The sequence below is a fragment of the Chitinophaga polysaccharea genome, from assembly GCF_902150045.1.
GTDB lineage: Bacteria > Bacteroidota > Bacteroidia > Chitinophagales > Chitinophagaceae > Chitinophaga > Chitinophaga polysaccharea_A.
Genome location: NZ_CABFVU010000004.1, coordinates 564,902 through 577,429, shown reverse-complemented (window position 1 = coordinate 577,429; position 12,528 = coordinate 564,902). Strand labels below are relative to the sequence as shown.

Sequence of the window (12,528 nt, the reverse complement as noted above, 5' to 3'; positions counted from 1 at the left end):
AAATGAAACCAATCTTCCGGCTCATACTTGTCATTTCACTGGTATTGCTGGTCAGCAGCTGCAAAAAGTTTTTGAATGTACGGCCGGACAATACAACTAACATTAATCCTCGCACCGTAAGCGATTTTGAGGAGATGCTCAATAACAGCGGCCTCGCAACACCCAATTACATGCTGGCCGATTTCGCGAGCGACGATTTATGGCTCTCCGACAACGTGATGAATTCCGGGAATACCGCAGTGTCTTATTACATGAATACCTACGCCTGGGCGCCCATGGTATGGCAGCCTTCCGATAACGACGCCATGTACAATGACACCTACAAACTGATATTGCAGATGAATATCATCCTGGACAATATTGAAAAAGCTGATGGAGGTACAGGTGAACAAAAAGCTATCGTAAAAGCGCAGGCCTGCATCAACCGGGCCTACTATTACCTTCAGCTGGCCAATATCTACGGACCCGACTACCAATCCGCCAGCGCGGGACAGGACCTTGCAGTTCCGCTCATACTTCACCCGAATGCCACGGAACAACCCAGGCGGAAGACGGTAAAGGAAGTCTATGATCAAATATTGACAGACCTTCAGGTAGCGGTAAACACCCCCTCGCTCCCGGATTTTGGCGTAGATGTGATCCATCCCGGCAAGGCGGCGGCATATGCCATGCTGGCCAGGACTTACCTGTTGATGAGCGATTACGAAAAGGCCTTGGCGGCTGCGGACGGAGCGTTAAAAATCAAGAGTGTATTATTGAATTATGAAAGTACCTACAAGCCATTTACCCTTAGAGACCAGGAAAAAAATCCTGAGGTGTTGCTGGCAAGGGTTTATATCGACCAATCATATGTTTGGCAGTTTAATGAGGCAATATATGCCAGTGTATCCTTATCAGACCTCCTTGGTACCAAAGACCTGCGGTTTTATATCAACTTTGAGATACGGCCCAGAAATAAACACTTCGGGTATGAACAATATTCAGATAATAACATTCCCTCCATGCAATTCAATTACAGCCTTACTGTGGCTGAAATGATGCTCATTAAGGCTGAATGCCTGGCCAGGAAAGGAGCTGAGGAGAGTTCAGTAGCACTGTTAAATCAATTAAGGCAATACCGATTTAAAAAAGCAGACTATACCCCGTTAACTGTGTCTCCTGGTGAAGATGCTCTTACGCTCGTACTCAAGGAAAGAAGAAGAGAACTTTTTTTTCATGGCGGCCTGCGGTTGTTTGATCTTAAAAGACTGAACAGGGACCCAAGGTTCAAACAAGACCTTACAAGAGTGAATAGCAAAGACAGTGTGATAGCGACCCTTCCGGCCCTTTCGCCCAGATACCTGATGCCTTTTACGCCGAAGGTGATCGCCAACAATCCCGCCATCATTCAAAATCAAAGATAACGCCCAATGAAAGCTTCCAAATTAATAAATACTGTTATACCATTTGCCATCATGATGGCAGGTGGCTGTATATGTTTCAACGCATGCAAAAAAGACAAGTCCCCGGTTAAAGATGAAGTGACCGCTTATGTGCTTGACAACCTGGCTGCTTCCGGCACTAATATAAATATACCCATAAACGATGGCGACAGCATATCGCAAAGTGTTGGCGTGTATACCCGGCGTTCCCCTACCTGCTTTCCGGTACTACTCACCGATCCAGCCAAGACAGATGTGGAGATAACCGCCTCCATCGATGAGAATCCCCGGTTGGGCCAGGTGTTTGAGAGTATCTACAAGGCCAGAACTACGCAGCTCTGGCCAGGAATGTTTACAATATTGGGAAATGACAAGGTAACTATCAAAGCGGGTCAAACAGCATCCACCGACTCCATCAAGGTGATATTAAAGGATATTTCTGGTATAAAGCAGCCAGGTTTATATATCATAACCATCCCTGTTAGGTTGAATACCAGTTCTCCGAATGCCCGCCTGAAAAGTAGCCTGATGTTTGGTCTATATAAAGTCATCGTAGTAAAATGAAAGTTGCCTTGTCCAATGTTAATGAGGTTTACCGGGTGGGTTTCGGTATGATGGCGGCGGCTTAGTAAGTTATCTGGGATTGTGCGGGCATGGCGATCAATCCGCTATTTGTGAATAGCCTGCCTCATCAGCAAACGAACGGCGGTATCCTTTCGTTTGGCGTATCCTTTCGTTTGGCGTGCAGCTCCACAAATGCCAGTCCTATTTTGTCGTAGGGCAATTTTACAGAAAGATAACTGTCGGCAGTTTCATAGATATATTCGAGGGCGTCAACGGCGATATCATCTTCATCGGTAAAGCTCTCGGTATCACCTTCAGTATTGAGTTTGCCAATACCTGTTACTTTCTGCAACGTCCGGTTCCCAACGGTTTTCACCAACGAAAAAGCAATGGTTTTATTTTTCTCCTGCCGGGATTGTTTATTGGTAACCATCAATTGCCAGGTAGTATCCTGCTGCTGCCAGCTGTAACGTTTCAACATTCTGGCAGTCAACATCCGTCCATAATACACATTAAACAATAAAACAATGTATAGTTTTATTAAAACCCAAAGTAGTATTCGTTTTAGCAAAAGATCCACCAATTAAATCAGAAAAAATGGCTATATCATAAGTCGCGTTTTACAGCGTAAATACATAACGCATTTCATAGATCGCTAGATAGGTTGACCCTTTTTAATTGTGTATAAAATTTACCGGTTATCTTTGAAAAGAAAAGACACCCTATTATTAATCTTAACCCAAACCCTGTTCTAAACCCGAATCCAAACATTTAAAAATTTTCACTATGAAAAGACTCATTCTCTTGGAGTTGTAATAGCTCTCCTATTTCTATCCGTTTCATGCACAAAGGACAAAAACATTCCTAGTTCAGACATTGAATCATTAAAGGCTCAATTAAAACAATTAAATAGCGCACAGGTAACAGAAAATACTGCTATTACGGATATGTCCGCTCCTTTTATTAGTCAAATCGATCAAAAAAAGCTTAGCCTCTTAACTAAGATAAACCGTATGATGGTACCTTGGGAAGGTCCATTTTATGTTACGGGAACATTACAGTTAGTAGCTATCAATCAGAAAATTTTGATCACGAATACAGAGTCGCCTTTAGCAACTGGATATTACTTCTGCAATGTTTATGCGCTTTCAAAAGAAGTGGATCTACCCGCTGGTGCGCTTGCAAGAGTAGATGCAAACCTGATGACCAAAAATGGTTACTCAAATTGGACGACGAAAGAGATAGGAATTAAATTTGCCCAAGGAACCGGGCCAACCAGTAATAAATTTGGTATGACAACTTATTCAGTCCTGCCAATGACTAATATTGTCGGCCAGTCTGTAAGTGCGCCTGCCTTACCAGCTGGGGATTTAACAGGTGTACAATTTGCCTATTCTTATGTTCTATAAAACAAAGGTCAAAAGCCAGATCCGTATAACAACAAGCCTGGACCGGGCTTTTGACCTTTTATAAATATATTTACCTCAACCTATAGCCCAGACTTAAATAAAACGCTAATGACTTGGCTGCCATCGAAGTATACTGACTTTTAGCAACAGGTGAGAACGCCAGCAAATACGAGCAATTTACACCGATTCTTAACCTATTGATATTTTCAGTAATACCAGCTTCAGTTTTACATCCCCAGTTGGTCTGTTGAGTGGAATAACCTGAGTACATCTCCTTATTAAAAGCTCCTGAGCCAACCAAAATATTCATATATGGCCCTGCTCCCAAATAAAGCTCAGTTTTACGACTTTGAGTTCGCACACGAAATGAAGTATTTAGTTGGACATAGTTCCAACTCTGTTTATCACGGTTTGTTGTATCCCCAATTGTAGGACTTTCTTTTCCTCCCAGCTTTAAAAATCCAATTTGACTTGAAAGATAAAACCATTTTTTCTCAAGATATTCCACCCCTAATATCGCGGGGTCCAGATACAGGGCTAAGTAACTGTTTAAGGTAATCGAAGATCAATCTTATATCTTCGCTATGGTTACTAACCTTATTTTCAAGTTGCTCCAGCTTCAATAAAATGTCCTTGTGAGTTGAAATCATCTCCCGCATCCGATGAAATATCCGTATTATCTGGATATTTACAACTATGGCCCTCTCACTGTTCAAAACACTGGAAAGCATAGTCACACCTTGCTCACTAAAGCAGAAAGGTGCGTAGCGAAGTCCCTTAAACTCTTCTTTAGAGGACGCAAATTGCGTCCTCCAATTTTCAAACTCTTCTTTGTCCATCTCAAACATAAAATCCTCTGGAAACCGACTTATATTTCTTCTCACAGCTTCTTTTAACCTTTTAGTCTCAACACCATAAAGTTCAGCGAGGTCCCGGTCTAACATAATTTTCTGTCCTCTGATAAAATAGATTTTATCCATTATTATTTCGTCTGGAATTGAAGCTTGTTTAATATTTTTAGACATAAATAATACTTATATTATGAATAGATTCTTCGTTGAGCAAAACTAGTCGTTTGCATAAACTGTATGCTTTATTGTTTGATAATTGTGTGATATTAACAAATCATTGGCGAGTAAAACATTAAACTGAGGAACTGTAAAACCTAACGAATAAGAAATCGGCCCCTATGGTACTCGAACTTCTTATAAATTGAAAACAAACAAATTAAATTAGAGCTGCCTTTTCCACAAAAAATGTCGAACACAAAAAAGCCTTCAAATCTTGCGACCTGAAGGCTTTTGCATCTTCCAGTGATCCCCTTGGGACTCGAACCCAAGACCCATACATTAAAAGTGTATTGCTCTACCAACTGAGCTAGGGAATCATTCCCGCTAAACGGGAGCGCAAAAGTATGAATTAATTTAAAACTTCCAAATACCTTTATAAAAAAATACTAACTAACACGTATATACGCTTTCCGATTTCCTATCTTTATATCTATGGCAAATCCTAAAGAACTACCCGAACTTTTCTTTGAAACCCAGGAGCAATGGGAAAAATGGCTGGCAAAGAACCATGCCAAAGAAGATGGCGTATGGCTCCGCATGTATAAAAAAGATACAAAAATCCCTTCCATTAATTATGCCCAGGCGCTGGATGAAGCGCTGTGCTATGGCTGGATCGACGGGCAATCCAAGTCCATTGACGAAAAATGTTTCAAACAGAAATTTACACCACGGCGGGCCAAGAGTATCTGGTCGGAAAGAAATACAAAACATATAGAGCGCCTTACCAAAGAAGGGAAAATGAAGCCGGCCGGTATTCACCAGGTGGAGCTGGCAAAGGACGACGGCCGATGGGAGAAGGCGTATGCTACGCAGAGCGAGGCCACTGTCCCCGATGACTTTATGGCGGCGCTGAAGAAGAACAAAAAGGCAGCGGCTTTTTTCGAAACGCTGAATAAGCAGAATAAGTTCGCTATTTATTTCCGGTTGCAAAATGCGAAAAAAGCGGAAACACGGGCTAAGCGCATTGTTGATTTTATAGCAAAGCTGGAACGGCACGAGAAATTTCACTAACGGCCGCTCCAGCTGTAAAGGAATTATATCATACCATTGTTATGCGGTATGGTGGCAGGGATGACCTGCGTCACCTGCCAGTGTTCGGCCAGCAGGCTGTTTTCCAACCGGAATATATCATAATATACCGCCGCTGCAGTGGAGGATTGTACCATTACAAAATTCCCCTCTCCTATAATGCGGTGTACTTCCACATCCTGTGAAGGCAAAGGTGAATGTGATTGGTAACCCGGCTGTAGCAACGCCTTATCCGGCTGCCGGAAGTACTGCGCTATAATTGCCTTATTAGAGGCAGTCAGGTGCAGATCCCTTATTTCAGCTGCTCCTTCCGTAACGGCATTTTCCTGCGTGGCGTCCCAATGCTCGGCCAGCTTCCCGTTTTCAAGGCGATAAAGATCCACAACCGCCACGTTTTTACCCATAAATGCTACATCCATGTGCAGCATTACATACTTGCCGTCTGCAATGGTGCGCACTACTGGGCTTTTGGCGGATGCCGGCGCCGGGTACTGCTTCAGTTGTTCCAAGGCTTCCAGCAAACCGGCTTTGCCGTCTTTTACCATGGGGCTGTGCTGGATATAGGAATCATGAACGTAGGTATCTATAACAGAAGTATTGCGCTCCCCTATGAGGTGCTTCAGTGCGGCCAATACAATGGCCTTGTTGTATATTGATGACATAAAAAATAAACTGGTTAATAAAAAATACAGGAATAGCAGGGAAAGAAAACTCAATTCCTTTCCAGGGAGTTCCGGTGTTGGGTAACCGGGAGAAGATATGTGATGAGAATAATGATGATGTAAACCTACTATTTTCCGGGTATTCAGTGGTAATTAATTGGGGCTTGATAAAAAAAGCGCACCGGATTACCCCGGCGCGCTTTTAAAAACTTATGTAATTTACCCCATTGCATTGCTGTAAATACCATTGGCCTCTGCTTTTGCTTTGCGTGCATAATCACGCATGGTGCCGGCAGTTTTATTTACAGTATCGCGGGCATCTTCCATTAAATCATGTCCCTGTTGACGTTTCCTGAGATATAAGATAACCAGGGAGGCGGCAGTACCTACCGCTGCTGCTGCAAACAATATCTTTTTCATATGCCAGTTTTTAGTCCGGGTAATGAAATCCAATAGTCATGCCAACAGCGGCATACACAACCGTTAGAAAACTTCCTTTCCAAATGGCGTGAAACTAAGGCTCATCAGCTTAAAATGCTGCCGGCCCCAGGGAATGCCAATAATGGTAATGCAAAGCAACAGGCCAAAAAACAGGTGGGTAAGGGCTATCCAAACACCGCCTATCAGGATCCAGATAATGTTGAAGATAGTTGACAGGCAACCGGTTTGCCCCGGCGCCTCTCTCACCTGCCGACCGAAAGGCAGTAACGTAAAGAGGCCAATCTTAAAACATTGTAACCCAAACGGGATACCAATGATGGTAAGACAAAGCAGCAAGCCGCTCACCATATACTGTACAAAGGCGATAAAGCCGCCGAAAATAAGCCAGATGATGTTACCTATTAAGTTCATCTTTCAAATGTAAAAAGGTTAAAGGATATTTGGAGAGGCCCTTATAATTCTTTTTTCTCCGGCAAAAAATTACCCTGCAGTGCCATTCATCCTGGTGTACATGGAAAATAATGAGCGGAAATCTTTTATTCCAGCTATCTTCACCGGGATAGGAATAATGCTGTTCCTATAAGCACTCCTCTTTTGCAACAGGCCTTTGACACATTAATTAACAGCTTTATCGAAAGCAAAGTAGGTATCTCAGAAAATTTTTTAAGCAGTGAGCTTTCCGGCAGCTTAAAGGAAAACCTGTTACATCTTCATTCCCTGAAAAATATGCTGGCAGCGGGAACCGGCAATCAAGCACAGGTGAACCAGGACAGATCCCTTCGCGGGGATGTTATTTACTGGCTCGACAGGCAGCACAACAACGCGCATGAAAATGCTTTTTTTGATGTGATGGATGCCTTTGTGGTTTATTTGAACCAGTCGTGCTACACAGGCATCACCGGGTATGAGTTCCATTATACCCTGTATGAAACAGGAAGCTTTTACCGCAGGCACCTGGACCAGTTTCGCAACAACGACAGCCGCCAATACTCTATGATCATTTACCTCAATACCGGCTGGCAGCCCGCCGATGGAGGCCAGTTATCCATTTACCATACAGGAAGCAATGCGCAACAGATAGACCCCAGCGCAGGGAAAACCGTTTTCTTTAAAAGCAGCGAGCTGGAACACGAAGTGCTGCTCACACATAAGCCCAGGATGAGTATTACCGGCTGGCTGAAACGTTAAGCCATCCCATAACTTCCGGATCGCGCCGGGGTGTCATATATCTCCTGGTAGCTCCAATACAGGATTTACCCTTTGATCCATAATCACATTATTATTTAATCATATAAATATATATTTCTGTTAACCGAAATATACTATTCTGATACTATACTTGCATAAATTTTATTCAAATATTTGAATATCAACGTATTAATAATATTCATTCATCTATTCACATTAATATTATAATAAAATATATATACTAATAAAATCAACAAATAACACGAATATTAGCCTATTTGTAAAAAAATTTATGAATTAAGTAAATTAATCTTCTACTTTTATACTTAAGTATACTGATCGATCAACCAAAAAAGTACTTAAGTACATTATTCAATTTTTAATTACTTATTTTATGAAATTGTCAGCCACTTTTACCTTCATACTTGCTATTGCTTCCTTTATTGCCAAAGCCGAAAACAACGATCCCCCGAAAAAGAAAAAGAGAGGCGGTTACTTAATTGAGCTTCCCGCCTCTTTAAATACCAGCACCGACAGCGCTAAAGCCATCACCCTTTTCCAGGCATCTGAACTGCCGTTTAAACCATCTATCCAGGTAGGCGCAATTGTTCATATGTTCGCCTCCGGGGAACAAACCGGGTTTGGCGCTCCCAGCAACGATAAAACGGCGAAAGACTGGAACAAGGGCTTTTCCATTTACCGAGCCAGGGTACTGGTAGGCGGTCAGCTTACCAAAAAAGCCAGCTTCTTTATGGAAACGGAAATACCTTCTCCTATCGGTATCCAATCAAACGGGGAAAAGAATGTGAAGGTATCGCCCATCATCCTGGACGCACAGCTGGAATATACTTTCACCAACGCATTCCAGCTCATAGCAGGTATGCAGCTGGTATCCAACAACCGTAACGGCTTACAGGGCGCTGCCGGGTTAATGGCCAACGACTTCACCTACTTCCAGTATCCTTATAACCTGTTTGCCAACAGTCCGCTGCAGGGGAATTTCGGACGTGACCTCGGTATCAACGCCCGCGGGTTCCTCGCAAACGATAAACTGGAATACCGGCTCGGGGTTTTCACTGGCCGTAATGTAGATGGCGGCGCCCCCCTCCGTACGGTAGGCCGCGTAGCCTACAACTTCCTGGATGCGGAAAAGGACTTTTATTACGCGGGTACCAAACTGGGCAACGGCAAAACCCTGGCATGGGGCGCCGGCTTCGACGCACAGGCCTCCTATTACAATCTCAGCACGGATGTGTTTTTTGATCACCCGCTCGGCAATGCCGGCTCGGTTACACTCAACGCAGCCTTCCAATACATGACCGGCGGCACCAGCCTGGATTCCAAATACTCCTTTGCTACCCTCATTCCCAAACAAACAGTTCAGTTCCTGGAGCTCGGCTACTACTTCAAAAAGTCGAAACTCCAACCCTGGATCCGTTACGAGAACCAGGACGTAAACGCAGAAGCCGCACAAACCGGCGCCGTAAAGCCTGCCAACTTTGACAAGCTAAACTCCAGCACCGTTATGGGTGGAGGGCTCAACTACTTTTTCAATGGCACCGGTACCAACCTGCGCCTCTCCTACACTACCCGTACCTACAATGTAGCCACTGCTATACCAGACGACTATACGAAAAAAACATTCGGCCAGGTATGGCTCCAGGCCCAGTTCTTCATCTTCTAATGCACAAACATTCATTCATCTTCTTTATAAAATATAAGTCAACATGAGAAACGCTTTCCTGAAACAACTACCCATCCTGCTCCTGGGCGCTACGGCACTCTTTTCTTCCTGTAACAACAGCGCCGGGAAAACCAGCGGCGCCGACTCCGCCGCTACCAAAGAAACCGTGAAAATAGGCGTGCTCCACTCTCTCAGCGGCACCATGGCCATTTCTGAAGTATCGTTAAAAGATGCGGTACAAATGGCAGTGGATGAAATCAACGCCAAAGGCGGCGTACTCGGCAAACAAATAGAACCGGTGATCGTAGACCCGGCGTCCGACTGGGACCTGTTTGCGGAGAAAGCCAAGGAACTGCTCATCGATAAAAAAGTATCTGCTGTATTTGGCTGCTGGACTTCCGTATCCCGCAAATCAGTACTGCCGGTATTTGAGCAGAACAACGGCCTGCTCTTTTACCCGGTGCAATACGAAGGGGAAGAATGCTCCAACAGCGTGATCTATACCGGCGCTACACCCAATCAGCAACTGATTCCAGCCGCGGAATACCTGATGAGCGAAAAAGGCGGCGGATATAAAAAGTTCTACCTGCTGGGAACAGATTATGTGTTTCCCCGCACAGCCAACAAGATCCTGAAAGCCTACCTGCTTTCGAAAGGCATCCCGAAAGAAAATATCATTGAAGAATACACGCCATTCCACCACCAGGATTACCAAACCATCATCTCTAAAGTAAAACGCTTTGCAGCAGATGGCAAGGCCTGTATCCTCTCTACCATCAACGGCGATTCCAATGTGCCTTTCTATAAGGAATTTGCCAACCAGGGCCTCTCCTCAGCTACCTGCCCTATCATGGCATTTTCTGTGGCAGAAGATGAGCTCCGCTCTATGGACACCGAATTCCTGGTAGGCCACCTCGCAGCATGGAACTACTTCCAGTCGAACGACCTGCCTGAGAACAAAAAATTCGTGGCGGACTTTAAAGCCTTCTGCGCAAAGAAAGGGCTCCCCGGCGGCGATAAAAGAGTAACAGACGATCCTATCTGCTGGGCTTACACCGGCGTATACCTCTGGGCCAAAGCCGCTGAAAAGGCTGGCTCCTTCGATGTATCAAAAGTACGCAACGCCTTATACGGACTGGACTTCCCTTCTCCCGACGGATTGGTAAAAATGGACCCACGGAATCATCACCTGGCTAAACCGGTAGTGATAGGCGAAATAAAACCCGACGGACAGTTTGATATCATCTGGAAATCTGAAGGACTGGTAGATCCGCAGCCATGGTCGCCCTTAACATCACCTGATAAAGATTGCGACTGGGTGAACCACAACGGTACCTACGCAAAAAAATAAGCGGATACTTTTTTACTGAAGACAGGCTATTTCCAACTTATCAAAAACGATGCGATGAATACTTCCTTACGGATGCTGATGTGCTGCTTACTGCTGCTGCCGCTGTTTTCAGCGGGGCAGGACAGCGCCTCCATCTACACCGCACAGCTGCTGCAACCACCCGCCGACTCCGTGCGCACAAAAGCTATTGGCAGGCTGGCCGCCCTTCGTATACCGGCCACCTTTCCTTTGCTGATGGCGATCAATGATAAAAAGCTGTACCTGCTGGATCAGAAAGCGGTTACGGTGGACAGTAAACCTACCGGCGAAGGAACCTACCGGCTTTACTCTCTTTATCCCGACAACACACTTCTTACCAACAGCAGCGGGCAACCGCTGCTGTTACCATTGTCTGCCTTAAAAACAGTGGACATTCCGCGGGGCGACCGCCTCCAGCTGGCGGGCATTGCGCCGCTGCTCAACCTTTTCAGCAATGATGCGCAGAAACGCATCCTCGCTTATTCACAACTCAAAAACACCGGCGACAGCGCCACGCTCTCCATCCTGCAGGCCGCACTGGCAAAGGAAACCAACGCCGATGCACTCCGCACCGGCAAAGATGTGCTGTATGCCGCCCGGCTATACAAGGCTACCAGCACAGCTAACGCCAACGCCTATATCGACAGTATCGGCGATAACTGGAGCGATAATGCCCCCGTGTTATTACGGAACTACGCCAAAGCAGGATTCCTTAACCAGGAAACGGCCCACTATGCGGCGGCAAAGGCCGTCAGCCTGGAGAAGCGGTACGACAGCTTGCAGCGCATCCAGAATTTTTTCAGCGGGTTAAGTTTGGGTAGCATCCTGATCCTCATTGCTCTTGGCCTTTCCATTGTATATGGATTAGCCGGTATCATTAACATGGCGCATGGAGAGTTTATGATGATAGGCGCCTACACCACTTATTGCACACAGGTATTTTTCACCCACACACTGGGCATTCCACAAACAGATATTTTCTTCCTCTGCGCACTGCCCTTGTCATTCATCGTGGCAGGCGCTATGGGCTGGATCCTGGAAAGGCTGGTGATCCGCCACCTGTATGCCAAACCCCTGGAAAGCCTGCTGGCCACCTGGGGAGTAAGTCTCATACTGATCCAGACTGCCCGTTTGTTATTCGGCGATCTTACCGCGGTGAAAACGCCTCAGCTGCTATCCGGCGGCTGGCAGGTATCGCCGCATCTTACCCTGCCCTACAACCGCATCTTTATTATAGTGCTCACTTTGTTCATGGTGCTGTTCACCTACCTCATGCTGTTCCGCACCAGGCTGGGGTTACAGATCAGGGCAGTTACACAGAACCGTCAGATGAGCGCCTGCCTGGGTATAGAAACCCGGCGCGTGGCATCCATCACTTTTTTTATTGGCTCGGGACTGGCCGGACTGGCCGGTTGCGCCATTACGCTGATTGGCAACGTGGTGCCGGATATGGGGCAAACTTATATTGTAGATTCTTTCCTGGTAGTGGTAACAGGCGGCGTAGGCAAGCTGGCCGGCACTATCTTTTCCGGCTTGGGCATTGGCTTCTTCACCAAAATATCAGAGTCCTTTTTCCAGGCAGTATACGGAAAAGTGTTTATCCTGGTGTTTATAATGCTTTTCATGCAATATAAACCCAAAGGCTTATTTCCAGACAAAGGCCGCATTGCGGAAGATTAAAAAAACGGGCA

The 12,528-nt window shown here is 45.4% G+C and carries 14 protein-coding genes and 1 tRNA gene; 8 read left to right on the top strand and 7 right to left on the bottom strand.

Annotated elements, in window-relative coordinates:
• The first annotated feature begins 2 nt into the window (after nucleotides 1-2).
• Together FN124_RS27095 and FN124_RS27090 are read left to right on the top strand one after the other, a co-directional pair.
• Nucleotides 3-1,403: a RagB/SusD family nutrient uptake outer membrane protein gene (locus FN124_RS27095; RefSeq protein ID WP_185937399.1), complete on the top strand. Its 1,401-nt coding sequence runs from the start codon at nucleotides 3-5 to the stop codon at nucleotides 1,401-1,403.
• A 6-nt stretch (nucleotides 1,404-1,409) separates the two neighbouring features.
• A complete protein-coding gene (locus tag FN124_RS27090; RefSeq protein ID WP_142687906.1) occupies nucleotides 1,410-1,985 on the top strand; it encodes a hypothetical protein in 576 nt (191 codons plus the stop codon).
• A gap of 127 nt (nucleotides 1,986-2,112) precedes the next feature.
• Here the strand turns inward: FN124_RS27090 and FN124_RS27085 are convergent, their stop codons facing one another.
• On the bottom strand, nucleotides 2,113-2,481 hold the full coding sequence (locus FN124_RS27085) for a hypothetical protein (RefSeq protein WP_142687905.1): 369 nt from the start codon (nucleotides 2,479-2,481) through the stop codon (nucleotides 2,113-2,115).
• 451 nt (nucleotides 2,482-2,932) lie between these two features.
• On the opposite strand from FN124_RS27085, the gene FN124_RS27080 reads away from it, so the two are divergent.
• Nucleotides 2,933-3,394 carry a hypothetical protein gene (locus tag FN124_RS27080; protein WP_142687904.1) on the top strand — a complete coding sequence of 154 codons (462 nt, stop codon included), beginning with the start codon at nucleotides 2,933-2,935 and terminating at the stop codon, nucleotides 3,392-3,394.
• A gap of 70 nt (nucleotides 3,395-3,464) precedes the next feature.
• On the opposite strand, the gene FN124_RS27075 is transcribed toward FN124_RS27080, so the two are convergent.
• From FN124_RS27075 to FN124_RS27065, 3 genes are all read right to left on the bottom strand, one after another.
• On the bottom strand, nucleotides 3,465-3,902 hold the full coding sequence (locus FN124_RS27075; RefSeq protein WP_142687903.1) for a hypothetical protein: 438 nt from the start codon (nucleotides 3,900-3,902) through the stop codon (nucleotides 3,465-3,467).
• Entirely contained in the window at nucleotides 3,889-4,419 is a 531-nt protein-coding gene (locus FN124_RS27070) for an ORF6N domain-containing protein (protein WP_260607594.1), read from the bottom strand. The genes FN124_RS27075 and FN124_RS27070 overlap by 14 nt, the downstream gene beginning before the upstream one ends.
• 289 nt (nucleotides 4,420-4,708) lie before the next feature.
• Nucleotides 4,709-4,781 (bottom strand) — tRNA-Lys (locus FN124_RS27065).
• A 115-nt stretch (nucleotides 4,782-4,896) separates the two neighbouring features.
• On the opposite strand from FN124_RS27065, the gene FN124_RS27060 reads away from it, so the two are divergent.
• Complete coding sequence (locus FN124_RS27060; protein ID WP_142687902.1) at nucleotides 4,897-5,475, top strand: YdeI/OmpD-associated family protein; 579 nt, start codon at nucleotides 4,897-4,899, stop codon at nucleotides 5,473-5,475.
• 23 nt (nucleotides 5,476-5,498) lie between these two features.
• Here FN124_RS27060 and FN124_RS27055 read toward each other — a convergent pair whose 3' ends face one another.
• The 3 genes from FN124_RS27055 to FN124_RS27045 all read right to left on the bottom strand — a co-directional run bounded on the left by FN124_RS27055 (nucleotide 5,499) and on the right by FN124_RS27045 (nucleotide 7,007).
• Nucleotides 5,499-6,155, bottom strand: a complete 657-nt coding sequence (locus FN124_RS27055) for a nuclear transport factor 2 family protein (protein WP_142687901.1) — start codon at nucleotides 6,153-6,155, stop codon at nucleotides 5,499-5,501.
• Between the two features lie 219 nt (nucleotides 6,156-6,374).
• The gene (locus FN124_RS27050) at nucleotides 6,375-6,575 is read right to left on the bottom strand and encodes a hypothetical protein (protein ID WP_142687900.1); all 201 of its coding nucleotides are present in this window, start codon (nucleotides 6,573-6,575) and stop codon (nucleotides 6,375-6,377) included.
• Nucleotides 6,576-6,638: 63 nt separating this feature from the next.
• The gene (locus FN124_RS27045) at nucleotides 6,639-7,007 is read right to left on the bottom strand and encodes a YccF domain-containing protein (RefSeq protein ID WP_142687899.1); all 369 of its coding nucleotides are present in this window, start codon (nucleotides 7,005-7,007) and stop codon (nucleotides 6,639-6,641) included.
• Between the two features lie 183 nt (nucleotides 7,008-7,190).
• Between FN124_RS27045 and FN124_RS27040 the strand changes: the two genes are divergently transcribed.
• The 4 genes from FN124_RS27040 to urtB all read left to right on the top strand — a co-directional run bounded on the left by FN124_RS27040 (nucleotide 7,191) and on the right by urtB (nucleotide 12,517).
• Nucleotides 7,191-7,784: a 2OG-Fe(II) oxygenase gene (locus tag FN124_RS27040; protein ID WP_142687898.1), complete on the top strand. Its 594-nt coding sequence runs from the start codon at nucleotides 7,191-7,193 to the stop codon at nucleotides 7,782-7,784.
• A 394-nt stretch (nucleotides 7,785-8,178) separates the two neighbouring features.
• Nucleotides 8,179-9,468, top strand: coding sequence for a porin family protein (locus FN124_RS27035; protein WP_142687897.1), 1,290 nt, complete (start codon nucleotides 8,179-8,181; stop codon nucleotides 9,466-9,468).
• Between the two features lie 43 nt (nucleotides 9,469-9,511).
• Entirely contained in the window at nucleotides 9,512-10,819 is a 1,308-nt protein-coding gene (urtA, locus tag FN124_RS27030) for an urea ABC transporter substrate-binding protein (protein ID WP_142687896.1), read from the top strand.
• 54 nt (nucleotides 10,820-10,873) lie between these two features.
• Complete coding sequence (urtB, locus tag FN124_RS27025; RefSeq protein ID WP_221887924.1) at nucleotides 10,874-12,517, top strand: urea ABC transporter permease subunit UrtB; 1,644 nt, start codon at nucleotides 10,874-10,876, stop codon at nucleotides 12,515-12,517.
• Nucleotides 12,518-12,528 lie beyond the last annotated feature (11 nt).

Coding starts and splice junctions, on each gene's coding strand:
- FN124_RS27060 (WP_142687902.1), top strand. CDS start 4,897: ATGGCAAATCCTAAAGAACTACCCGAACTTTTCTTTGAAACCCAGGAG.
- FN124_RS27070 (WP_260607594.1), bottom strand. CDS start 4,419: ATGTCTAAAAATATTAAACAAGCTTCAATTCCAGACGAAATAATAATG.
- FN124_RS27035 (WP_142687897.1), top strand. CDS start 8,179: ATGAAATTGTCAGCCACTTTTACCTTCATACTTGCTATTGCTTCCTTT.
- FN124_RS27080 (WP_142687904.1), top strand. CDS start 2,933: ATGTCCGCTCCTTTTATTAGTCAAATCGATCAAAAAAAGCTTAGCCTC.
- FN124_RS27095 (WP_185937399.1), top strand. CDS start 3: ATGAAACCAATCTTCCGGCTCATACTTGTCATTTCACTGGTATTGCTG.
- FN124_RS27045 (WP_142687899.1), bottom strand. CDS start 7,007: ATGAACTTAATAGGTAACATCATCTGGCTTATTTTCGGCGGCTTTATC.
- FN124_RS27085 (WP_142687905.1), bottom strand. CDS start 2,481: ATGTTGACTGCCAGAATGTTGAAACGTTACAGCTGGCAGCAGCAGGAT.
- FN124_RS27055 (WP_142687901.1), bottom strand. CDS start 6,155: ATGTCATCAATATACAACAAGGCCATTGTATTGGCCGCACTGAAGCAC.
- urtB (WP_221887924.1), top strand. CDS start 10,874: ATGAATACTTCCTTACGGATGCTGATGTGCTGCTTACTGCTGCTGCCG.
- FN124_RS27050 (WP_142687900.1), bottom strand. CDS start 6,575: ATGAAAAAGATATTGTTTGCAGCAGCAGCGGTAGGTACTGCCGCCTCC.
- urtA (WP_142687896.1), top strand. CDS start 9,512: ATGAGAAACGCTTTCCTGAAACAACTACCCATCCTGCTCCTGGGCGCT.
- FN124_RS27090 (WP_142687906.1), top strand. CDS start 1,410: ATGAAAGCTTCCAAATTAATAAATACTGTTATACCATTTGCCATCATG.